At 49.4% G+C, this 22,656-nt stretch carries 20 protein-coding genes; 8 read left to right on the top strand and 12 right to left on the bottom strand.

Features of this window, described 5'->3' with window-relative positions; translation table 11 throughout:
• Positions 1 to 91: 91 nt before the first annotated feature.
• Entirely contained in the window at positions 92 to 436 is a 345-nt protein-coding gene (locus K331_RS0122645; RefSeq protein WP_028592029.1) for a YlbF family regulator, read from the bottom strand.
• A gap of 161 nt (positions 437 to 597) precedes the next feature.
• Between K331_RS0122645 and K331_RS0122640 the strand changes: the two genes are divergently transcribed.
• The 6 genes from K331_RS0122640 to K331_RS0122615 are packed head-to-tail and all read left to right on the top strand — an operon-like array spanning position 598 to position 7,375.
• A complete protein-coding gene (locus K331_RS0122640) occupies positions 598 to 1,968 on the top strand; it encodes a YheC/YheD family endospore coat-associated protein (protein ID WP_028592028.1) in 1,371 nt (456 codons plus the stop codon).
• 25 nt (positions 1,969 to 1,993) lie between these two features.
• A complete protein-coding gene (locus K331_RS30275) occupies positions 1,994 to 3,226 on the top strand; it encodes a YheC/YheD family endospore coat-associated protein (RefSeq protein WP_084165545.1) in 1,233 nt (410 codons plus the stop codon).
• Between the two features lie 12 nt (positions 3,227 to 3,238).
• Positions 3,239 to 4,612, top strand: a complete 1,374-nt coding sequence (locus K331_RS0122630) for a YheC/YheD family endospore coat-associated protein (RefSeq protein WP_028592027.1) — start codon at positions 3,239 to 3,241, stop codon at positions 4,610 to 4,612.
• Positions 4,609 to 5,724 (top strand): YheC/YheD family endospore coat-associated protein, encoded by a 1,116-nt coding sequence (locus tag K331_RS0122625; RefSeq protein ID WP_028592026.1) that lies wholly within the window; start codon positions 4,609 to 4,611, stop codon positions 5,722 to 5,724. Before K331_RS0122630 ends, K331_RS0122625 begins: the two co-directional genes overlap by 4 nt.
• Before the next feature lie 11 nt (positions 5,725 to 5,735).
• Positions 5,736 to 6,254 carry a GNAT family N-acetyltransferase gene (locus K331_RS0122620; protein ID WP_028592025.1) on the top strand — a complete coding sequence of 173 codons (519 nt, stop codon included), beginning with the start codon at positions 5,736 to 5,738 and terminating at the stop codon, positions 6,252 to 6,254.
• Entirely contained in the window at positions 6,236 to 7,375 is a 1,140-nt protein-coding gene (locus K331_RS0122615) for a YheC/YheD family endospore coat-associated protein (protein WP_028592024.1), read from the top strand. Before K331_RS0122620 ends, K331_RS0122615 begins: the two co-directional genes overlap by 19 nt.
• Positions 7,376 to 7,466: 91 nt before the next feature.
• Here the strand turns inward: K331_RS0122615 and K331_RS0122610 are convergent, their stop codons facing one another.
• The 10 genes from K331_RS0122610 to K331_RS0122565 all read right to left on the bottom strand — a co-directional run bounded on the left by K331_RS0122610 (position 7,467) and on the right by K331_RS0122565 (position 19,008).
• Positions 7,467 to 8,150 (bottom strand): HAD family hydrolase, encoded by a 684-nt coding sequence (locus K331_RS0122610; protein ID WP_036635636.1) that lies wholly within the window; start codon positions 8,148 to 8,150, stop codon positions 7,467 to 7,469.
• 86 nt (positions 8,151 to 8,236) lie between these two features.
• On the bottom strand, positions 8,237 to 8,452 hold the full coding sequence (locus K331_RS0122605; RefSeq protein ID WP_018886091.1) for a hypothetical protein: 216 nt from the start codon (positions 8,450 to 8,452) through the stop codon (positions 8,237 to 8,239).
• A gap of 290 nt (positions 8,453 to 8,742) precedes the next feature.
• Positions 8,743 to 11,934 (bottom strand): S-layer homology domain-containing protein, encoded by a 3,192-nt coding sequence (locus K331_RS0122600; protein ID WP_028592022.1) that lies wholly within the window; start codon positions 11,932 to 11,934, stop codon positions 8,743 to 8,745.
• A gap of 239 nt (positions 11,935 to 12,173) precedes the next feature.
• Positions 12,174 to 12,743, bottom strand: coding sequence for a manganese catalase family protein (locus K331_RS0122595; RefSeq protein WP_018886093.1), 570 nt, complete (start codon positions 12,741 to 12,743; stop codon positions 12,174 to 12,176).
• Positions 12,744 to 12,776: 33 nt separating this feature from the next.
• Positions 12,777 to 13,112, bottom strand: coding sequence for a spore coat protein CotJB (locus tag K331_RS0122590; protein ID WP_025678202.1), 336 nt, complete (start codon positions 13,110 to 13,112; stop codon positions 12,777 to 12,779).
• A complete protein-coding gene (locus tag K331_RS0122585; protein WP_018886095.1) occupies positions 13,109 to 13,339 on the bottom strand; it encodes a spore coat associated protein CotJA in 231 nt (76 codons plus the stop codon). Before K331_RS0122585 ends, K331_RS0122590 begins: the two co-directional genes overlap by 4 nt.
• 444 nt (positions 13,340 to 13,783) lie before the next feature.
• Positions 13,784 to 15,127, bottom strand: coding sequence for a hemolysin family protein (locus tag K331_RS0122580; protein WP_028592020.1), 1,344 nt, complete (start codon positions 15,125 to 15,127; stop codon positions 13,784 to 13,786).
• Positions 15,128 to 15,143: 16 nt separating this feature from the next.
• Positions 15,144 to 16,280, bottom strand: coding sequence for a radical SAM/CxCxxxxC motif protein YfkAB (gene yfkAB, locus K331_RS0122575; protein ID WP_028592019.1), 1,137 nt, complete (start codon positions 16,278 to 16,280; stop codon positions 15,144 to 15,146).
• A 122-nt stretch (positions 16,281 to 16,402) separates the two neighbouring features.
• Entirely contained in the window at positions 16,403 to 17,509 is a 1,107-nt protein-coding gene (locus tag K331_RS0122570; protein ID WP_028592018.1) for an HD-GYP domain-containing protein, read from the bottom strand.
• A 71-nt stretch (positions 17,510 to 17,580) separates the two neighbouring features.
• Positions 17,581 to 19,008 (bottom strand): bifunctional metallophosphatase/5'-nucleotidase, encoded by a 1,428-nt coding sequence (locus K331_RS0122565; protein ID WP_028592017.1) that lies wholly within the window; start codon positions 19,006 to 19,008, stop codon positions 17,581 to 17,583.
• Positions 19,009 to 19,149: 141 nt separating this feature from the next.
• Here K331_RS0122565 and moaD point away from each other — a divergent pair, with 141 nt between their 5' ends.
• Positions 19,150 to 19,887, top strand: coding sequence for a molybdopterin converting factor subunit 1 (gene moaD, locus K331_RS0122560; RefSeq protein WP_028592016.1), 738 nt, complete (start codon positions 19,150 to 19,152; stop codon positions 19,885 to 19,887).
• Positions 19,888 to 19,963: 76 nt separating this feature from the next.
• The gene (locus K331_RS0122555; RefSeq protein ID WP_028592015.1) at positions 19,964 to 21,022 is read left to right on the top strand and encodes an HD-GYP domain-containing protein; all 1,059 of its coding nucleotides are present in this window, start codon (positions 19,964 to 19,966) and stop codon (positions 21,020 to 21,022) included.
• A gap of 236 nt (positions 21,023 to 21,258) precedes the next feature.
• Here K331_RS0122555 and sufB read toward each other — a convergent pair whose 3' ends face one another.
• A complete protein-coding gene (sufB, locus tag K331_RS0122550) occupies positions 21,259 to 22,656 on the bottom strand; it encodes a Fe-S cluster assembly protein SufB (protein WP_028592014.1) in 1,398 nt (465 codons plus the stop codon).

The following is a 22,656-nucleotide window of genomic DNA, read 5'->3' as shown; positions in this document are numbered from 1 at the left end:
CCTTCCTCCCACCTAAGACTTAGGAAAGCTGTACTCGCTTCCTACTCTATGTTTCTAGTCTATGAGGAAGTCGGACAAGATATGAGTCAATCTATTGAGAAGTACCGTACAAATGCTGCAGGCTTTCCGTAATGATCTTGTTGACATCCTCAATAATGACGCTCAGACGGCGCTCCGCATCAAATAGACGACGGACGTTAAGATTGCTGCTCAGCACCTCGAAAAGCTTCTCCATGCTCTCAATCTCTTCTTGCTGCGGCATATCTCCACTCATCATGCGCTGCTGCACGTCCATCTGGCGTTGTCTGAACTCGTCCAGCATGCGCTTGGCTTCGGGATCGGCATCGACCAGCTTCATCGCTGCCGTAATCTCTTCTACCTCACTGCTCTCCTTGAGAGCTTTTGCCAAATCATGCGCCTTGTCATAAATACTCATTCTTTTCTTCATCCTCCCTAACATTGTTGATGCACCATTCAATTTAACGGATTAGGTCAATCACCAAGGTATATATGTCCTCATATGATGAACTACATGCAATGTGCTGACGCAGCCCATACAGCCTTAACCTCTAGTTGCTGCCTGGAAGGAGATCCACGATGTCCAGTAAAAAAGTATCGGTTCAAGTCATCGGATCGGGCCTGCTGCAGGATGACGTTCTTATGATCAGTGATCAACTGCTGAAGCTATGGAAGATTCAGACCGGGCATCCCCTGCAGCTCGTATTCGGCTCATTCCGCCAAGAGATCACAGCTATATCTGCACCTGGAATACATGGCATCCGCATGGGGAATGCCCTTGCACACAAGCTAGGTCTGACTTCCAGCAGTGTCCTGCGCGTCTCCTGCCATACTCCCAGTCGAACCCTTCGCATGGGGCCGCTGATTGGCGTCCTGATTAGCCGGGATTTTCCGGATCAGACGGACAGACCATTCGGTACAATCACCCATTTTTGCCGTGAGCTGGCCGGTGCTTGCACTAAACAGGGCGCTTATGTCTACTTCTTCACACCCGATCATATTCATTCCCATCCCGGTCACGTTGACGGCTGGGTCTACGATGGGTCCTGGAAAAAAGCGGTTCTGCCTACGGCAGATGTAGTCAACAATCGGCTTACCTCACGCAAGCTCGAGAACAAACCTAGCGTACAGTATTTCATGAAAGAAGTAAAATTACGGTATGGCTCAACGGTCTTCAACGAGAAATTTCTGGATAAGAATGAAGTCTTTGACGCCCTGAAGCACAACAAAGAGCTAAGACGCTATCTGCCAGAATCTCACCTGCTGGATAATTACCTTACCTTTAAGAAAATGTGCTCTACCTACAGCAGCGTGTTCCTGAAGCCCGTAAGAGGTAGTCTTGGCAAAGGCATCATTCGGATCACCAAAAATGTAGACGGCACCTTCACCACACTCACGACATCCACCAGTGCGCCGAAGAAGCAGGTCTACCCCAGTATCGTAAAACTGTTCTCAGGCATCTCGGGAAAAATGAAAACGACCCGCTATCAGATCCAGCAAGGTCTTCCGCTCATTGACCACGGCAAACGACCCGTTGATTTTCGCGCTCTGGTGCAGAAGAACAAGAAGGGCGTCTGGAGTGTCACCTCGATTGTGGCTCGGATCGCGGGAGGAAGTCATTTCGTCTCGAATCTGGCACGAGGTGGCTCACTCAGTACCGTTAAGGAGGCCGTCACCAAGACTTCCTTGTCTTCTTCAGTCAAGAGCAACGCCTATCAAGCATTGAAGACAGCCGCACTTGCGATTGCATCCGGTGTGGAGCAGTCGATCCCTGCCCATTTTGGCGAATTAGGAATAGACCTTGCATTGGATACTTCAGGCCATGTCTGGCTAATTGAGGTGAACTCCAAGCCATCCAAGAATGACAACACACCGCTGGGTGACCAAAAAATTCGCCCTTCGGTCAAAAAAATGATTGATTACTGCTGTTATTTGGCTGAATTGCATTGACAGCGGTGCAAGGAGGCTGATATCCATGTCCGTACACGCTGAAGCTGCTGCTCCTCATCGCATACTGGGAGTCATCGTGAACCGAAGAACGGGATCGCCACCCATCGCCGAAGCTGTATTCTGCCGCCGACTTTGCCAATCTGGAAGACGCTATGGACTAACTGTACTCATCTTCACAGCGGATGGCATCGAGCCACAGCACGGCTCGATATCCGGTTACATCTACCGGGGCAAAAGATGGATCAGGAGTCGCATAACGCTACCCGATCTGATCTACGATCGGCAGTCCGGGAGTGAACGGCGTGCTTCCAGCCGCCTTGGTCTCCAGCGGTTAGCGGAGCAGACAGCCCGGCCACTGCGCTACTGGTCTAGAGGATTACCTGGAAAATGGCATGTGTATAAGAAACTTGCCACCGATTACCAACTTCGTTCCGTGCTACCCCCTACGCTTCCTTACTATGGGGGGAGACTGCTGCGCGACAAGCTGCAGCAGCAGCCCAGACTGTTCCTGAAGCCTCAGGCGGGTACTCACGGTAAAGGTGTGCTAGCCGTTGTGTCCTCCCCGGACGGGAAATACCTGTCGGTAGCTGGCCGCAACCATCGTAACCAGTCATTCCGTCTCCGCTTCCAGAACCTGGATACAGCAATTGATTGGGTAGACGAATATATTGCCGGGCAGCGCTATATTGTGCAGCCCTTCCTTGACCTGAGGGGGCGGGGGGGCAGGCCGTTTGACGTGCGTGCCTTGGTCCAGAAGAACCTTGCGGGCATCTGGACCCTGACTGGACTTGTGGTCCGGGAAGGTAACAACCCGGAAGGGCTAACCTCCAATCTGCATGGTGGAGGAAGCGCTCATCAAGCTCTTGCTTATCTGGAGGAGCTGTTCGGGCAAGAGATGGCGGCGATTCTTGTGCAGAGATTAGAGATGCTTGCACTCAAGCTTCCCAGTCTGATTGAAGCGCACTACGGCAGTCTCGGGGAGCTTGGGATTGATTTTGGCGTGGACACCTCTCGCCGCATTTGGCTATTGGAGGTCAATTCAAGGCCTGGCAGATCAGCCTTTTTCGGATTAGAGGACCTGACAAGTGCCCGCCAATCCATATATCGCCCCCTGCAATACGCCCGCTATTTAATAGGGAAGCACGATCGGCAAGACAGGATGACAGCAAGCCATTCACCAGAAGCTCATTTCCAAGTCAACAGCCCAGCTGACCCGGCTGCCGCATTGCCACGCGGGCCCTATAGGCTGTCGGGATAGGAGGATAAATAGATGAGTTTGACCCATTGTAATGTTCACTTTACGGGACAGCCCGAGAAGGTTGTGTATATTTCGACCAACCTGATGAAGAGCCTCAACCTTGCAGGTGGCAAACAGATCCATCTGCGGCTTGGCAGAGGCCGAATTCCGGCTGCTGTTCGTACCATTCGGAAGCCCGGCAAGCATCTATACCTGGCTAATGGCATCCGCAATGCCATTAATATCCCCAAGGCAGGTACTGTCTACCTGCGAAATACACAGAACGGCGTCGTACAGCTCGGGCCACTAATCGGTGTACTGTCCGATGGCTCCGGGTCGACAAGCCAGCCCTTCGGCTCGCGAACCGGCTTTATCAGACAGCTGCTGCGAGAGGGGAACAAGCGAGCCTATATATTTGCCTTTGCACCAAGGGACATTGATTGGAACAAGGAGACCGTGAATGGATACTTTCTGAGCGATAAAGGAGAGTTCACGCGCAAAAGGGTGCCTCTCCCGGATGTCGTCTATAATCGGCTGCCCAGTCGAAAATTCGACTTCTCGCCCTCCACGAACATGCTGCGGGAGCGATTCATTCGCAAGAAAATTCCGTTCTTCAACTGGAGCTTCTTCAACAAATCGGATATTTACAGGTTGCTTGAGAATATGCCGTCAGTCAGCAAATATATACCAGAATCTTATATGAATCCGACCCGAGACCAAATTGCCCAGGTTCTGGAGCGTCATCAAATGGCTTACTACAAGCCTAGTGCAGGCAGCCTTGGGAAAGGTATCTATAAATTAACCTATACGCCGCAGAAGGGATATTACCTTCGCTACAGGCGCGGGGGCAGTAATGCACTGCTGCGCTTCTCTTCCTTTGACAAATTGATGCGAATGCTTCAGGCCAGACTGGGGCAATCCATGCGAGGCTATGTTGTTCAGCAGGGAATCCATTTGATCGAGCTGGATGAGTGTCCGATTGACTTCCGATTCCACATGCACAAAAACGGGTCCAATCAATGGGTGGTCGTCGGCATTGGCGCCAAGAAGGCTGGAAAAGGTAGTGTAACGACACATATCAAAAATGGCGGCTCACTTCTAACCCCTGAACGGGCGCTCAGTCGCAGCTTCGGGTCTCGTTCAGGCGAAGTGCTTCAGAACATGAAGCGGATTGCGGTTATCCTTGCACAGGCAATTGAGTCCCAGCATAAGCATCTACTTGGAGAAATCGGATTTGACCTGGGCATTGACCACAACGAGCAGGTCTGGATGTTTGAGGCCAATGCCAAGCCAGGCCGCTCGATCTTCCACCATCCCTCGCTGCGCTCTGAAGGAAAAGCATCTATTGACCACATTCTGGATCATTGCCTTTACCTGAGTAAGTTCCAGGGGAGGGAGGACGCGTGAACATTCGCATGGAGGAGAGGCTAGTCTTCGCTATTCTGACCGTTCGAGGCACCGGCAAAAAATTGAAGGGAAATCTGGATAACTTTCAGGATATATGGAAGACAGGAACATCCTTGGGGAACCTGGTGTATATCGTAACAGCCAAGGATCTTGTACTGTCCGGTGATACTGTCCGCGGGTATACCTTCAACGAGAGTAAGGGGACGTGGGAGTCTGGGCGCTTCCCTCTCCCCCATGTCGTCTATAATCGCATTCCTAATCGTAGCCAAGAGAGCAGACCTTCTGTACGGCGCAAGCTAAGAGAATTAGGTAAACGAAGAGATATTGCCATGTATAACCCCAGCTTCTTCAACAAGTGGAACCTATTTCAGTGGCTTAAATCCTCCAAAAACACTCGCAAATTCATACCTGCCACCCGAAAGCTGAATAATGCGAGCGGTCTGGAGGAGATGCTACAGGAATTTCCCTTTCTGTATCTCAAGCCGGAGAGCGGAAAGGCCGGCAAAGGTATCATGCTGTTGAAGTATAACAAGGAGCAATCGCTGCCCTATCGGCTGAAGATCCAATCTACTCGGAAGAACACAACGTACAAGACAGGAAATCTCCAGAAGCTCTGGGCAAGGATTCGTAAGGAGACAGGTAGCACACCATATATTTTCCAGCAAGGAATTGAGCTTACACTCTATCGCAAGCGTCCGTTCGATCTACGTGTGCTGGTCCAGAAGAATGAGCGTGGTCAATGGAGCGTCACCGGGATCGGTGCTCGACTGGCAGGGGCACGAAGCATTACCACACATGTCCCACGCGGAGGAAGCGTGGAGAATCCAGAGACACTGTTGTCCAGACTCTTTGGCTCCGACATGAGCAACACGCTGCTGCAGCGCGTCTATAGTTCTGCCACACAGATTGCACGTCAGGTCGAGATTGGAGCAGGCGCAAGCCTTGGGGAGATGTCCATGGACCTTGGCGTCGATGGGTCAGGGAATCTGTGGTTCTTCGAGGCCAATGCGAAGCCCATGAAATTCGATGAGTCGGACATCCGCCGTAAATCGTTGGAGCGCATCTTCGAATACAGCTCATATCTGGCCAATCAGCTCAAAACAGGCGGTTAGGAGGTGACAACTTGACGCACATTGCGACCATGGAGGAATACTCGACAGACAATTGGATTATACAACGACGAAGTCTTTTACAATTCGCCCGAAGATGCGGGGGGCTGCGGATCAGCAGAGAGCTGCTGCGGCCGCTGGCTACCTTGTCGACAGAACAACTGAACGAGGAAGGAGCCTCCCTCTTGTATGCCTATGTGCGTACAGAGCAGGGACCTCAAATAGCCGGCTTTTGTCTGGCTGTAGGGTTCGGTCATGAGCTATGCATGGTTGTCATCAGACCGCTATACCGTGGCCGTGGACTAGGAAGACGCTTGTTACAGGAGCAGCTGTCACGGCTTGAATATCTGGTCTGTACCGTGGATCATGATCACACCGCTGCTAAAAAAATGTGCTATCATGCTGGACTTACTGCCACAAGCATTACTAGTCGTCCAGGAGGTAAGACCGTAATCGTGTATGAAGGGAAGCTGGATCAAGCTGAACGCCCTCCCTTCAAGGAAGGGGCATTACCATGGCTGAAGCTGTCCTAGGCATCATGACGCTCTACATTAATAAAAACAAACAGATTGAGGACCGTCAGGTCTATCAGCGCATGATTACGGAAGGCCGACGGATGGGACTGGAGGTATTCGTATTCACCCCATCCGACTTACACCCTACCAAGAAAATGCTGCTTGCTCAGGATTATGACCCCGTTCGTGGAGCATGGACTCGCTCCTGGCGGGCTTTCCCACAAATGATCTATGATCGGTGTCGGATACAGCGAGGCAGCCGCTTCGAGCAGTTGAAGCGATTCCGTAGACAATATGGGCATCTGACCTTTCTGAATCGTCCACTCCGCAACAAATGGACCGTTCATCAGGCCCTGGCGGCTGTACCTGAGTTCTATCCTCATCTACCCGCGACACGTCTGTTCCATCAATTCAGTGACGTACGCGAGATGCTGAAGCACAATTCACTCCTCTACCTCAAGCCCATCAACGGTACTGGCGGGAGAGGGGTACTGCGCATCGAACCCGTTCCAGGCAAAACAAATCTGTATCTGGTTCAGGGAAGGGACCTGCAACGCAGGATCATCCCACCGAAGAGAATACCCATTGAAAAGCTCAAATCTGCACTTTCCAGCTGGAATATGCACAACTACCTCATTCAAGAGGGTATACCGATCATGCTGGGCAACGGACGGGTGCATGATTACCGGATGCTCGTACAGAAGAATGGGCAGGGACAATGGGAATTTACCGGGGGTGCTGGCAGGGTCGGTCCCCCCCGCAGTGTAACCTCCAATTTGCACGGAGGTGGAAATGCCGTTCCGATGCAAGAATTACTGAAGCAATGGATTCCGGATGAGAATATTCGGCGTGAAGTCAGACACAATGCGGAGAAGCTCAGTGTGGCTATCGCGATCTACCTGGAGAATTTGTACGGTGCATTGTGCGAGCTCGCTCTGGATCTGGCTATCAACAAGCATGGTCATATCTATGTACTGGAGGTCAATCCCAAGCCTGCTCGTGAGGTATTCTCGAAGATCGGTGAGAAAGATATCTATCGACTTGCGATCGTGCGGCCACTGGAGTATGCACTGTGGATCCACCGCAACAAGCTGGCTTCCACCACGGTTGCTGGAAGAAGAAGAAGAGTCCCCCGCTAGACAAGGGACTCTTCCATACATATTTATATAATTATTATTCATATCGTCACATATTATTCATCGCATATGTTCCGATTGTTGCCAGCTACAACTACTTCGCCGATGAGTATAGCGCCAGCAGCTCTGTAAAATCCTTAATGATTACATCTGAGCCACGCAGCTCCTCACCGCCTCCGAAGCCAGCATAGGCACAACCGACGACAGTCTGACCATTCTCCTTGCCTGCCTCCACATCCGAGGAGCGGTCACCCACCATCCAGGCGTTGGACAGGCCATGGTGATCCAGCAGCAGCTTCACCAGATCAACCTTTGTGGCCGTATTGTATTGTCCCGCACTGTAGACCCCTTCGAACAATGGCATGATTTCATGGGCAGCCGCTACGCCTTTCACATAATCCTCCAGGCCGTTACTTGCCACGAACAACCGTACTCCTTGATCATGAAGAGCTTGCAGCGTCTCCTTCACCTGCGGGTACAACTGATGTGTTCCTTGCTCCTTCAAGCCCTCCATCTCCAGCTCCAGCAACAGAATATCGGCTCGTGCCCGAGCCTCGTCACTGGCGTCCGGCATTACCTTCATCCAAATGTCGCTAAGCAGCATACCGAGACTGTTCATCATTCGCTCCTCTGGCGGCGTATCTCCCTCGAACAGTCCCTCTGCCCGTAGTTGGGCAAATAGCTTGTGGTAGACGGGGCTTAGAAGCGTCTCGGTCTGAAATAACGTACCATCCATATCAAAAATCATCGCTTCTGGCTTGGTCAATATCTTAGTCATTGGGTTCTTATCGTCCTTCCTCCAACATGGCTATATTGATTAGCTTATCATAAGCCATCTGGCCATGGAACTTTCGTTGTTAAATGTTAGTCAACTACATGGGCAGCAGCCCTGAATTCATACTGATCCCGTTCATACACTTTGCCAGCGATGGTCACCGAATCCGGTGCAATGCGCTCTACTGTGCCACCGAAATCCTCAAAGGTTGTCCGGCACGTCTCATCCACAGACACGATATATACGCGCAGCTGTGTCATGGCAGCGGCAAACAGCTCCATATCCGTTCTCAGCGTCTTATACATACGATTCACCCTGCTCACCTCGGTTCGTTACATGCTTTGAACGATTGCCCCTCCGTTAATCCAACCTTAACTGTTACTAATTTCTTGCTGCTGTTGTTCACTTCCTGCTGCTCTTCTTCACTTCCTGCTACTCTTGTTGAATTCTTGTTACGTATGATAAAGCAATTCAGTCCATGATTTCAACAGAATAATTGTTCTTGTTGATGAAAAACCAGTCGTCATGAACTGACGACTGGCTTCTTGATTGTTCAGGCATTTCTGATGGTATTTCTAATGTAGATCAGAGTTGTCTAGATCAGACTTGCAAACTTAAGAATTCTTTCGATCAATGCTGCCGTCTCTGCACGGCTCACTGGGGATTGACTATTCAGCATACCTGCTTGATCCCCCTGCACAATACCTTGTTGTACAGCGAACCCTACGGAGGCACTAGCCCAAGAAGATACGAGATCCCCATCCTTGTACGACTCAAGCTCAGACAGACTATTGGCAGTTGTGTCCACATGTGCCAGCTTTACAGCACGAATGAGGATTGCGACCGCTTCCTCGCGGCTAATGTTCCGATTAGGCTTGAAGGAGCCATCGTCATATCCGGTGAGGAGTCCATATGCAGAAGCCGTATTGACATAATTCTGATACCAGGCATTTTGGTTCACATCGCTAAATGTCTGGCCTACCCGCGATTGGTCTTGAAGCCCGAATGCACGTACAGCAATTGTCGCAAATTCAGCACGGGTTATCTCACGATTAGGCTCGAAGCTTGAAGCACTGGTGCCTTCAATGACAAGTCTGGATGCCATGTTCACAATGGCGCCATTCGCCCAATGATTCACCGTATCAGCAAAGCCCTCTTCATTCCAAATCAGCGCATATGTCCCGCTGCTGAGCAAGCTGTTAATTTGTGCATAATATCGACCATTCAGTTGTATAACCTTAGTTGGCACATGCATGAAGGATACCTGGGATTCATCGTACACAATACCTGTGGTAATACGATTAGGATCGTATCCTGCTGGCAATAAAATAAGCGATTTTGCATATTCCTCAAAATCTGGCACAGTGATTTGTACCCCTTGATACTCTGCTGTCACAGCAAAATGGATTGCCGTTCCTACCAAGGTGAGATTTCGAGCAGCTGCAGCCTGCTCAATGGCCTGCATTTGTGCTGTGTTATCACCGGAAACGGTGATGCTGTAATGAAGGCTTTGCAACTCCGTTGCTGCCCCCCCATATTGATCAGCGATTCTGTCCGTATGAAGCTGTCTCGCTTGCAGAATCGTGCTACCTTGCCCTGCATTGATTTCGATAGAACCATCTTGTTGCTCAAGCCACTGAGTAAGCTTGGCATCCAGTTGTGTCCTAACCGTATTCTCACTTGCAGAATTGATGACCAGTTTGTTCCGTCCTGTCTTTTCGAGCACAGAGATTGCTTTGTCGCTGTCCACTTGAACAACGGTCACCTGTTCTCCGTTTTCATTTTGCACCGTAGTCGAAGCGATCGTGTCACCAGTTACTTCATCTTTAACTTCAGAGGCATCATGATCTGACGATGAAGACTGATCATCTGTCGTACCTGGAGAAGAGTTATTGGTTCCGCCTCCGCCACCACCGTTGTCTCCACTGCCAGAATTGTTGTCGTCGTTGCTGCTTCTAGTCCTTACGTTCACGACAATATCAATGGATTTACCTGCATATTCAATAGTAATTACCGTACTGCCCTTAGACACCGCAGTAATTAGTCCATGCTCATTAATTGTGGCTACGTTCGGGTTGGATGAAGTATACGTTACTCCTTCGCTTACGACCTTGCGGCTTCCATCTTCATACACCGCTTGGGTTACCGTTTGCTGTGTGTCACCCTTTAATAGATTGTATGACGCATTATCTACGGACAGATTGGTAACGACAGGTGGACTATACAGTACATTGACAATGGCCGCAGCATACATTCCGTTGTAGACCGCTGTAATGACGGAGGTTCCCTCGGCGAGTCCAGTCACCAGACCATCGGTGTTCACAGAAGCAATTTGGGGCTCCGATGAGCTGAACGTTACCCCGCTTGTGATGACATATGAGGAGTTGTCTTCCTCGTATACACCTGTGACAACAGTTTGATGTGTCTCATTCAACTGCAGGTTGTAGCTAGAGCTGTCCAATGTGATAGGAGGCTTGGTAGGTGTGCGGAAGCCCTTCATCTCGCTTGCGTATGTGATTCCATAGCGATCTATCGCATATGCACGATAACTATAGTTGGCATCAGGTGCAAGGTTGGCCGCTCTAATGGTGTAATTCCCCGCACCACCCGCCGTGCTTGCATACCTGATAGCATGAGAGTTGGAATCATACACCTCAATACCACGTTCTGTCACAGGGTTCTTGCCTTGTATGACTACTTCACCTGAGAGCTCCGCATAGCTTGAGGTGAGGGTGTTCACATTCCCTGTTGCTACGATTGGAGCTGATTGTAACGTCCAGGTCTCATTGATGATGGAACCCATTACTTCTGAATAACCACCAAATGAAAAGAGCTGGTCATGCTTCGGGTCATACACCATAGCAACATGACCACGCTTGTTGGTGACAAGAGGCTGTTGGCTCCAGTCTGTCCCGCTCCAGAACCAGGTATCATCGTTCATTCGTCCGCCGGATCCCAGTATTTCCCCGCCGAACAGGATGATATGCGCACCATCATAGGCAAGACCATAGGCCATCCGTATGTTTGGGGCACTTGTGGTTATGTGTTGAGTCCAGTCTACGCCGTCCCAGGTCCACGTATCGTTAAGAAAACCTCCGCTAGAGTTTCCACCGAACATCACAAGATTTTGATTGGCCGGATCGTAGGCCATTTGCCCGAAAGCACGGGGAGTTGGGCTCGTTGAAGGTGCTTGTTGAACCCAGTTACCTCCATCCCACACCCATGTTTCATTGGTAGGGCCTGTCTGAGACTGACCACCGAAAAAGACAATGTTATCATTTTTTTCATCCGTGGCCATATACGGAACCCCCCGAAGTCCAGGGCTAGCAGAAGGCGTCAGCTCCTGCCAGTCAGTGCCTGTCCAGGTCCAGGTATCTCCGAGAAAATTCGTTCGACCATCTCCGCCATACATAATAATCCGATTTGAAATGGGGTCATAGGCCATACCACCACCACTTCTTGCAGGCGGCGTGACCGTTGGGTGGAGCTGCTCCCAGTTCTCCCCATCCCACGTCCATGTGTCATTAACACGAATGGCAGAGCCTCCTACGTAACCTCCGAACATGAGAATCTTCTCACTTCTTGGGTCATAGGCCATCAAGGGAGCTGTCCTCGCTTGAGGTAGAGTCGTCGGATATCTCTCTGTCCAGACATAATTCTCTGTCGTAGCTAAGGAAGCTGAAGTAGCTCCTGCTTGCGACATCAAAATACCGACTGGTAGGTTGATGATCAGATTTAACGATAGAACCAACAATATTATTTTTTGTGATAGTCTTGCTGCAAACAATGTGGTACCCCCCGTTATAATGTGAAATTAATTGAGCCTAATCATATATCGGTAGAGTGATATAGTTCATAAATATTTCTTTTGTACTAGACCCTTTTACAAGATTTATAAATTTAGTGCATGTTATCAATACTTGCTAATGATTAGAGTGCTGTTGGGGCGTACATAACCCTGAAGCCTGACATGGAGCTATTGTCAAAATAAAAAGCGGTCGCACCTGGCGAACCGCTCTTCGTCGTTCAAAAGATCTTCTTATGCTCCCGATCCTCCTTAAGAATCTCGACAGCCTCCCGGAATCGCAGAGAATGCACCACTTCGCGCTCCCTCAGGAACTTCAGGCTATCCTGCAGATCCACATCATCCGTCATATCGATCAGCCATTGATAGGTGGCCCTGGCCTTCTCCTCCGCTGCGATATCCTCGTACAAATCGGCTATAGGATCACCCTTCGCTTGAATATAGCTCGCCGTAAACGGAACACCTGCTGCGTTCTCATAGAAAAGCGCCCGATCATGGCTCACATAGTGTGCATCCAAGCCTGCTGCCTTCAGCTGCTCTGTCGTGGCATCCTTCGTCAGCTTATAGATCATGGTGGCGATCATTTCTAAGTGAGCGAATTCTTCTGTGCCGATATCATTAAGCAGACCGATGACCTTATCTGGTATAGTGTACCGCTGGTTAAGATATCGAAGGGCCGCGGCCAGCTCGCCGTCTGCTCCACCATATTGCTCCTGCAGTAATTTGGCCATATGCGGGTCACATTTACTTACACGTACTGGGTACTGCAGTTTCTTCTCATAAATCCACATGTAACGGACCTCCTATCCTCTCCGAATCGCGCTTCATACCTGCCATGGCCATGGAGATTTGCTCCACTCCCACGGATACTTCGAGAACGCGTGCCCAAAGTGCATTAAAGGCCCATATAGCAGCTGGAATTGATGGGCGAGCTGTGTCCGCTCCTTGGTCAGCTTGTTATATTGCTCAATCGCCTGATAGTCATCAGGATGAGTATCGAGGTACAGATTCAGCTCCACGAGCACAAAATCTACGGCCTGCAGCTGCTCCAGCAGCTCATAATATTTGTCATCACACATCTTCTCCGCTTCGGCCCCATAGAGTGGCTGATTTGGAGAATTCGGCTGTGGTAGCTTCGCATTCGGCTCCTGATTGCTCATCCTACACCGCCACCCTTCGTGGTCAGATTAGGTACGTAAGGACTATAGAGTGCAGGCCATAATGTTCCTTTTCTCAAAGCCTCTGCTGGACTGAATTGCGGCAGCCCAGGCGGCTGAAATGTAATGAACAGATTCGGGGGCAGGCTATAGAACTTGACTCGAATCGGCGGACAGGGATCGCACGGACCTACAAAGGGATAGTATCTACCCTCTTGGGGAAATTTCACGGCTTTACCTCCTTCGCTCAGCTTTCCTTCCAGATCGAGCAACTCATGCGCTACATATACAATTTATAAGCATCACACTCCATACTGGCATGCGACTTTCAAGATAAGACGTCCGTACAATCAATACGATATACAATTCAATATGACATGAAATCCATAGGCTCTGTTATCCAATCTATGCACAACACAACTTATTCTGAACTGGAAAATTTGGAGGCAGACCGCGTTTAAAGGAAGTTTTTCTTGCGAGGATTATATTGTTCAGCACCGCTGAAAACGTATACATTCGATCATCAAAAAAGCCGCTCCTGTCCAAAGACAGAAGCAGCTGTGACCAGCCTGATGTCCAATAGGTATTGCAGCTACATTTGGGGCACCGTGTTGACAGTGATATTCAGTTCATTCTTATAACGTTATCCTCAATTAATCCGTGTCTGGGTCACATTACGGTCGCTTGGACGATTCTGAAGATGCGGAATCCCCCAGAATGATACGCACTCGCAAAATGCGCAGTGCAGTAGCCTCTTCCACTTCTAACACGGCACCATCCCACTGGACCTGCTGTCCTTGCTGAGGACTGCCCGCCAGCTCCTTGAACAGCCATCCCCCGATAGAGTCCACCTCACGATCCTCCAGTTCCAGACCTGTGAGCTTGTTCACATCCTCTATCAGCAATCGTCCGTCTACAGACATTTCATGTCCATTCCTTTCCACCTCAGGCCGCTCATCCTCGAATTCGTCGTATAAATCACCCACGATTTCCTCCAGAATGGCTTCGGCAGTTAACATTCCAGCGGTTCCCCCATACTCATCTACAACGAGCGTAAGCTGGGAATGCTTGTTCTGCAGGAGACGCAGGACCTCGCTGATCTCCATGGATTCTGGCACACTCAGAATGGGTCTGACTACCGTCTTCAGATCGACAGGAGCTTCTCCCTCGGACAGAAGCACATCCGTAATATGGACGAAGCCGATCACCTGATCCTTGTCCTCCAAGGCTACAGGGTATCTGGAATGACGTGTCTCCTTGATAATATGCAGGTTCTCTTCCAGCGTCAGATTAGCATAGAGACAGTGCATGTCCGTCCGTGGTAGCATCACTTCTCTTGCTAGCAGATCCGAGAAATCGAAGAGATTATCCATCAGCTTGATCTCATCCTTGTCGATGACACCACTCTTGGCACTCTGGTTCATGAGAATACGAATCTCTTCCTCAGAATGTGCTCCCTCAGCTTCACTTGCGGGCTGAAATCCGAACATCCTAAGTAACGCATTGGCTGAAGCATTCAGCACCCAAATGACAGGCAGGAATATTTTATAAAAGATCAATAATGGAGCAGAGAGTAAGAGTGCTACACCCTCTGTACGCTGAATGGCCAAGGATTTGGGAGCCAACTCACCTAACACAATATGCAGAAATGTAATCATGCAAAAACCAATCATCACAGAGATCGTTGTTACCAACCGCTCATCTGTAGCACCGAATTGATAGAGCAGCGGCTCGACCAGCAGCTCTGATATTGCCGGCTCTCCAAGCCAGCCTAATCCCAGGGAGGTGAGCGTAATGCCCAGTTGCGTCGCGGACAGATAAGCATCCAATCTCTGGTTCACACGAATGGCATAGCCTGCCAGACGATTTCCCTCGGCCTGCAGCTGTGTCAGGCGGGATTGTCGCATTTTAACAAGCGAGAACTCGGCAGCGACGAATACGCCATTCAGAAATACGAGCAGCAGCACCAGAAACAGATTGACGAACAATTGTCCAAGATGAAACTCGGCATGTCCCACTACGAACTCCTTCTTTCTATAGGTTAATGGCTTTCCTGGACTTGAAATCCACTCCCCGGTAATACATATCCGCTACCAGCAAATTTGGCCCACAGCAACTGGCAGCTGGACAATAGCAATTCACAGTTTTGTTCAGCGGATGCTCATTCAGCCATTGCTCAAAGATATCATCCAGCTTTTGCTCCTGTATATTCCCAAAGGCCGGGATATCCGCAAAATCCGTTACATATACACTACCCGTGAACATATTAACATTAACACGGTTACGACCATCCGGATCATTCCGAACGGTTACCTTTGGCTCTGTACGAAGTCGTCGAACCAACTCCTGATCCTCCTCACGATCTGAGCAGGCAAATACCGGCAGTGTCCCGAACAGCATCCACAGCTCTGGATCACGCGCATCCAGCAAACGATGAATGGCCTCTCGCATCTCCTGTAATGAGATCACGGGAAGGGATGCAGCAAAATTCGAAGCATACATCGGATGCACCTCATGACGTCGGCAACCGATTTCGCGAATCAACTGATGAATTTCAGGCAATCTCGTATGTGTACGGTAATTAATCATGGATTCCGCAGAAATGAACATCCCCATCTTACTAAGCTGCAAGGAATTCTCCATCATCTTCTCATACAGGCGTGCAGCCGCTGCTGAAGGTACAGGTCTACCGCTGTTAGCAAAGCCCACTGCATGAAAATTATCAGCATCCACATAATTGTGGGAGATGTGCATGACATCGAGATATGGCAGCATCTTCTCGTATCTGCCGATATCGAGCGTCAGATTGGAATTGATCTGCGAGCGTATGCCACGCTCCCTGGCGTATTTAAGCAAAGGCACGATTACTTCATCCACCGTCTTCTCCAGCAGGGCAGGCTCCCCGCCAGTAATACTGATGGTCTGCAGATGCTCAACCTCATCCAGTCTTTCCAGCATGAGCGGTAGCGGCAGGAAAGGCTCTTCCTTCATGACCAGTGTATCCCCTACAGCGCAATGCTCACAGCGCATATTACACAGGTGCGTAACGGTCATCTCTACGCTTGTCAGCACATGACGGCCGTGCTGCCGCAACGAGACAATCGGATCCCACGGATCGTTAGTCGGTGTAATCTCCGGTAATACGGGTTCATGATTGTGTAACAATGTCATTAGTATTCACCTTATCTTTCAGCATATTGCATTTTATATCCCGATTTCATACATTTTGTTCGATTCCATACTTTTCGTTCTTGCCATCTATTACTGATAATCGAGCTTCATTTCTGAGCCGATTAGAGCTGTGGAGGTGAATGAGGCCTGTTAAGTCCCTCTGCATCCGTAATCATGACAGACAAGACTACAGACAAATCCAGTTCATAGGGGGTACTCAGCTCTTGCCCGTCAGCACTTTTCAGGACACGAATGATGGGTCTCTGAGGAATCCGCTTATGAATACGAACTACTACTCCCTCTTCCCCTGTACTCAGACGCACCGTCAATCCAGGCGGGTAAATAGCGACACAATCCCTGAACATTTCGAGAATTCGCTGCTCATATAGCGTCCCTGCCCCTGTATATAGAACATCCACAGCCTGATGTGGCAGCAATGGCTCTCGGTAACTACGATTAGCTGTCATAGCATCATACGAATCCACCAAGGCCAGTAATTTGGAATAATCATGGATTTCATGACGGGCCAGCCCATGTGGATAACCGCTACCGTCGATTCGTTCATGGTGCTGTAAAGCACAAAGAGCAGATATACTTGAGACGTTGGGTTCATCCTTTAAAATCTGATAACCCAGCGTCGTATGCTGCTTTACCTGCTCGTATTCATCATCTGTAAGCCGGTCAGGCTTCAGCAAAATGTGCTGGGGAATACGGGTCTTGCCAATATCATGCAGCAGAGCCCCCATGCCTAGATCCAGCAATTCACTCTTGGTATAGCCATTCGCAATGCCCAGTACCAGTGTATATACACAAACAGTCAAGGAGTGCTGATACAAATCCTGATCTGTTGTCCCCATATTCATCAGCATGATCATAGCATCCTCCCGACCTCCAATATCATCGAGAATGGAGTTCATGATGCTGCCGAAGGACTTACCCAGATATGACACCGAGGACCCTGAAGAGCTGGAAGAGGCGAGTCTGAACTGCTTCTTGATTTCCTTAAGCGCGTGCTGTCTTGTCTTGTCCTGGAGCATTTCTGGAATATGGATATCATCCGTATGCGGGTCCTGAATATAGACATAGGCCACGCCAATCTCGTGGAGTCGACGGATCAATCGTTCGCTCAGCTCCACATTTTCAGACAGCAATACCATGCCATCCTCGTTAAAAATTCTCTTGCCCAGCTTCATGCCAGGCTGCAGTTGACTTACAGATAGCAGCCGCAATGCGCAATCCTCTCCCGATGTTTAATCAAACTCTTGTCGTGCTGCCTCGTTCTGGCTCCTGATAGAGCCATCTAGCTCCAGCGCTTCCGACTGCACTCCTCCAGTGCCTCCGGGCGCTGAAGCTCCACAGCGAGTAAATCCCTTATGAATTCGGGTAAGCGGTATTGAAGATTCCTCGCCTGTGCCAGGCTTTCATAGCCGATCTTGAAGGTGAACATATCTAGTGTAGCTATGGTATACAACTCACGATCATGTACAGACTCTCCCTGAATAGAGAGCTGTTGAATTTTATGAAAATCTGGTGCTGAAGGGTCATACATGGCCTCTAGGCCATCCATACACAGGTTCCCAAGCACCTCACCCCTGAAGCCATAGCCCATGATACGCCTTAGGTAGAATTCGGGCAACAGTGATTCCTCCAGTGCCTGCCGAATTTCTGCCCCTGTCAGTGACAAGGTACAGACATTAATCGGCGAAGGACAGAGTCTGTGCAGCATGGACTTACTGATCATCCCGGAGGGAAGTGCACCTAGCAGCTGTCCGGAATTAACCAACGAAGCAGGTGCACCCGTGAAGTTCCGTACTGCCTGTGCCAGCACATTTCCGAATTCGGACTCCTGCTCGTAATGAATCGATAGCTCTCTTTCCATGATGACTACCGTCTCTTGCATATTGTGTTCTGCCTGAACACGATGAAGATGTATGGCTGCCGCCACATTCTCGTCGAGTAGTTCATCCATTAATGGAATACACCCGCCGTAGTCCACCTGAAACCTCTCGTCCTTCTTTACCCTGGATACTACGAGCTTGCCAAGCTGCAGTCCGTGCTTGCCTGCTGCACAGAGCGCCGTATCCTTAATGAACAGGGGTTCCTCTAAAAGATGATGAGAGTGTCCTCCAAGGATGAAATCTATTCCCTTTAGTTCTTCAGCAAGAGCCTGATCTGTCGCCAGTCCCAGGTGCGACATCAGAATGATGATATCCACCTCGGATTGTATGCTTGCTACCTGCTCCTTAAGACATTCTTGCGGCTCCAGTACATCCCATCCCAACAGCTCATAGAAGGTTGTATAAGGAGCCGTAGCAGCAAGGATACCAATACGAATTCCGTTCTTATTCAGAATGAGGTATTCTTTCATCCATTTCGGTATAGCTCCTGTCGCACGCTCTCTCACATTGCCACATACAACAGGGCATTGCAGTCCGCTATATACCTGCTGGAGCATCTCCGGCGTAAAGGTAAGCCCCTCGTTATTTCCTATGGTGATAGCATCATATCCTGTCAGATTGATGACGTCCACATTGGCGCCACCCATCGTTCCTTCTGTCTCTGGAGCCATACGGTCCATATGATCCCCGATGTCTAGCAACAGCAGCTCATTCTTGCAGGCGCCTCTCTCTGTGTCAATCATGGCGGCCAATGACGGCATGCTGCCGAACCGGCTGTGAATATCATTTGTGTGCAGAATCGTAAGCGTCTGTCTGCCGATCTCATCCATAGCCGCCCCTCCTAGTTGGTGATATGATGGTCATTTACATACAATGATAGATGACGTATCTCTAATAGCTAAGCATAACATTTTCCGGTTCAATATGGTATATTGGAGGGGCTAATTTCAACCTAAGGAGCGTTTTATCATATGGACATTCAGATTAAGCTTTTTGCAGGGCTGGCGGAGCGTCTCGGCTCTTCCATCATCACCTTGCAGTTGGAAGAATCCATTCTTACCGTTGGACAGCTCAAGCAATGGCTTGAGACTCGATATCCCGAGGCTGCTTCGCAGATCCAAGCCTCCTTCGTAGCTGTGAATCAGGAATTCGCTACTTCTGATCTAACCTTCACAGCTGATGATGAGATCGCCCTGATTCCACCTGTGTCCGGTGGGGACGGTCTTGGAGAACGTGATGACGGAGCTACGTATACCAGCAGCTGCGGAAATTATGTAATCACCTCTGCTCCTTTATCGCAAGAGGCTGTGAGCCATAAAGTAATCACGCCCAATGATGGGGCTACACTAGTCTTCGTTGGCACTACACGCGAAATGACTGGGACTCAGAAAACAGTACATCTAGAGTACGAAGCCTATGCACCCATGGCAGTCAAAGTGCTCGCACAGATCGGTCAAGAGATATCCGAGCATTGGCCTGGAGCGAAATGTGCCATATCCCATCGTACAGGCAAGGTGGATGTCGCAGAGGCTAGTGTCGTGATAGCAGTGTCCACCCCTCACCGGGACAGCTGCTACGAAGCAAGTCGTTATGCCATAGAAAGGCTGAAGCAGAAGGTACCCATCTGGAAGAAGGAGATCTGGGAAGATGGATCTGAGTGGAAAGGTCATCAAACCGGACCTTGGGACCCTACCAAAAATATAACATAGTAAAATAGTAATTGTGCCACTAATTCTTTCTTGATATATTGGACATAATCCCACTATAAGAAAGGGTTGTGTCCGTTTGAGAGTCCATGTAACCGATGCCAAGCCTGGAGATTGCCTAAAGACCGATACTTACAACGCAAACGGTGTACCTGTGATGGTCAAAGGGACCGTTCTTGCGCATGACGATATATCAAAGCTGATTCAGCATCACATTGATTACATAGAAATTGAACCAGGACAGCCGGTAGTTGCGGGTGAATTTGGACCAGACCATCCTGCCTCTCCCGACCTGCTTCGTCCGCTTATTCCGTTATTTGACAATGCTCTGGAAGGCATAGAGAATCTGTTCCTGGAAGCAGCAGCCACTAGCAGAATTAATGACCAGCAGGTGGATGAGATGCTTACCCCGCTGATATCGGAGCTAGGCAATCAGAAGGATGTAGTCTCATTGCTGCTCATGCTGGATGGCGGCGATGAGTATACATACAACCACTCCCTGCAAGTAGGCGTACTCTCCTACTATCTGGCGAAGTGGCTGGGACACTCCGATCAAGAGGCCTATGTGACTGGTAAAGCCGGATACTTACATGATATCGGAAAATGCATGATCAGCAAGGCAATCCTGAACAAGCCTGGTAAGCTGACAGAAGACGAGTTCCGCGAGATGAAGAAGCATACTCAATATGGCTATGAGCTGATCAAAAATTCTACCGGTGATGAACTATCCGCTACCATTGCTCTGCAGCACCATGAGCGAGAATCAGGCAGTGGCTATCCATATGGATTGACGAAGGACGAGATTCATCCCTATTCCAAAATTGTTGCCGTTGCTGACGTGTACAGTGCCATGACCTCTCACAGAGTCTACCAGAACAAGCAGGAGCTGCTTAGTGTGCTGCGCGAGCTATACGAGATGAGCTTCGGTGAATTGAATGGTGAGGCCACACAAGCCTTCATACGGCATATGCTACCTAATTTCATCAACAAGCGAGTGCTGCTAAATTCCGGCCAGACGGGTATCATTGTACTCAACAATCCCATTGATTATTTCCGACCGCTCGTCAAGCTGGATACGAATGATTTTGTGGATTTGTCTGTGAAAAGACAGCTGGCTATTGAAGAAGTGTATTTATAGGATCATATGAGCAGCAGCTGGCTGATTCAACAAATCATGATCGCATAACGACGAAGCCCAATCCTAGAGTTGGGCTTCTTTATTTTGTCTGCGGACGATGTTTCCATATCTGCATGGATCTCCTCATAATTCAGCTCATCCAAAAAAGGACATGATCCGTATTCTACGGTATCATGCCCTCTTGGTCTATCTCATTTAGCTTCAGAAATCACTGTGCTATTCTGTGCTATTGATTGTTAACCGATGGAGCCTTCCATCTCGAACTTGATGAGGCGATTCATCTCTACCGCATACTCCATAGGAAGCTCCTTGGTGAACGGTTCAATGAAGCCCATAACGATCATCTGTGTCGCTTCCGCTTCACTCAGACCACGACTCATCAGGTAGAAGAGCTGGTCCTCGGATACCTTCGATACCGTCGCTTCATGCTCCAGTGTAATGTTATCATTGAAGATCTCATTGTATGGAATGGTATCGGAAGTGGACTCGTTATCCAGAATCAGCGTGTCACACTTGATGTTCGATTTCGCGCCCTCAGCCTGACGTCCGAAGGAAGCAAGACCACGGTAAGTTACTTTACCACCATGCTTACTAATGGACTTGGATACGATCGTAGAGGTGGTGTCTGGAGCAAGGTGAATCATTTTCGCTCCTGCATCCTGATGCTGGCCTTTACCGGCTACAGCAATGGACAACACCATTCCTTTAGCTCCGCGTCCCTTCAATACTACTGCTGGGTACTTCATCGTCAGCTTGGAGCCAATGTTGCCATCAACCCACTCCATAGTTGCATTTTCTTCTGCAACAGCCCGCTTGGTCACCAAATTGTAGATGTTAGGTGCCCAGTTCTGAATCGTGGTGTAGCGTACACGTGCATTTTTCTTGGCGATGATCTCAACCACCGCACTATGCAGCGAGTTCGTGCTGTAGATCGGAGCCGTACAGCCTTCTACATAGTGAACGAAGCTATCCTCGTCAGCAATAATGAGCGTGCGCTCGAATTGCCCCATGTTCTCGGAGTTGATACGGAAGTAAGCCTGCAGAGGCACCTCGCATTTTACACCCTTAGGAACGTAGATGAAGCTACCACCTGACCATACTGCACTGTTCAGCGCAGCGAACTTGTTGTCGGCTGTCGGAACTACAGTAGAGAAGTACTCTTTAAAGATCTCTGGGTGCTCACGCAATGCCGTATCGGTATCGGTGAAAATGACGCCTTGATCCTCAAGCTCCTTCTGCATATTGTGGTAGACTACCTCAGATTCATATTGTGCGGATACACCAGCCAAGAACTTTTGCTCCGCTTCAGGAATTCCGAGCTTGTCGAAGGTCTCCTTGATCTCCGCTGGAACCTCTTCCCACGTCTTTCCTTGCTTCTCGGATGGTCTGACATAATACTGGATATCATTGAAATCCAGCTCATCCAGATTCCCACCCCATTGTGGAGTGTCCATCTTCTCGAATTGTTTCAATGCCTTGAGTCTGAATTCGAGCATCCATTCCGGTTCATTTTTAATCTTGGAGATTTCTTTTACGATTTCCGGGGTCAGACCTTTACCAGTTTGAAAGATGGCCTTATGCTCGTCGCGAAACCCATACTTGTACTCTTCTAACTCGGGTGCCTTTTTCGACAT

Source organism: Paenibacillus massiliensis subsp. panacisoli DSM 21345, assembly GCF_000426545.1.
Lineage (GTDB): Bacteria > Bacillota > Bacilli > Paenibacillales > Paenibacillaceae > Paenibacillus > Paenibacillus panacisoli.
The sequence above is the reverse complement of the archived record's forward strand: the minus strand, read 5'-3'. Positions and strand labels throughout refer to the sequence as shown.

What these genes read in the sequence shown, in the direction of transcription:
- sufB (WP_028592014.1), bottom strand. Translation starts at nt 22,656, where the DNA reads ATGTCGAAAAAGGCACCCGAGTTAGAAGAGTACAAGTATGGGTTTCGC.
- K331_RS0122595 (WP_018886093.1), bottom strand. Translation starts at nt 12,743, where the DNA reads ATGTGGATTTATGAGAAGAAACTGCAGTACCCAGTACGTGTAAGTAAA.
- K331_RS0122630 (WP_028592027.1), top strand. Translation starts at nt 3,239, where the DNA reads ATGAGTTTGACCCATTGTAATGTTCACTTTACGGGACAGCCCGAGAAG.
- yfkAB (WP_028592019.1), bottom strand. Translation starts at nt 16,280, where the DNA reads ATGACATTGTTACACAATCATGAACCCGTATTACCGGAGATTACACCG.
- K331_RS30275 (WP_084165545.1), top strand. Translation starts at nt 1,994, where the DNA reads ATGTCCGTACACGCTGAAGCTGCTGCTCCTCATCGCATACTGGGAGTC.
- K331_RS0122565 (WP_028592017.1), bottom strand. Translation starts at nt 19,008, where the DNA reads ATGGATGAGATCGGCAGACAGACGCTTACGATTCTGCACACAAATGAT.
- K331_RS0122615 (WP_028592024.1), top strand. Translation starts at nt 6,236, where the DNA reads ATGGCTGAAGCTGTCCTAGGCATCATGACGCTCTACATTAATAAAAAC.
- K331_RS0122590 (WP_025678202.1), bottom strand. Translation starts at nt 13,112, where the DNA reads ATGAGCAATCAGGAGCCGAATGCGAAGCTACCACAGCCGAATTCTCCA.
- K331_RS0122640 (WP_028592028.1), top strand. Translation starts at nt 598, where the DNA reads ATGTCCAGTAAAAAAGTATCGGTTCAAGTCATCGGATCGGGCCTGCTG.
- K331_RS0122610 (WP_036635636.1), bottom strand. Translation starts at nt 8,150, where the DNA reads ATGACTAAGATATTGACCAAGCCAGAAGCGATGATTTTTGATATGGAT.
- K331_RS0122645 (WP_028592029.1), bottom strand. Translation starts at nt 436, where the DNA reads ATGAGTATTTATGACAAGGCGCATGATTTGGCAAAAGCTCTCAAGGAG.
- K331_RS0122605 (WP_018886091.1), bottom strand. Translation starts at nt 8,452, where the DNA reads ATGTATAAGACGCTGAGAACGGATATGGAGCTGTTTGCCGCTGCCATG.
- moaD (WP_028592016.1), top strand. Translation starts at nt 19,150, where the DNA reads ATGGACATTCAGATTAAGCTTTTTGCAGGGCTGGCGGAGCGTCTCGGC.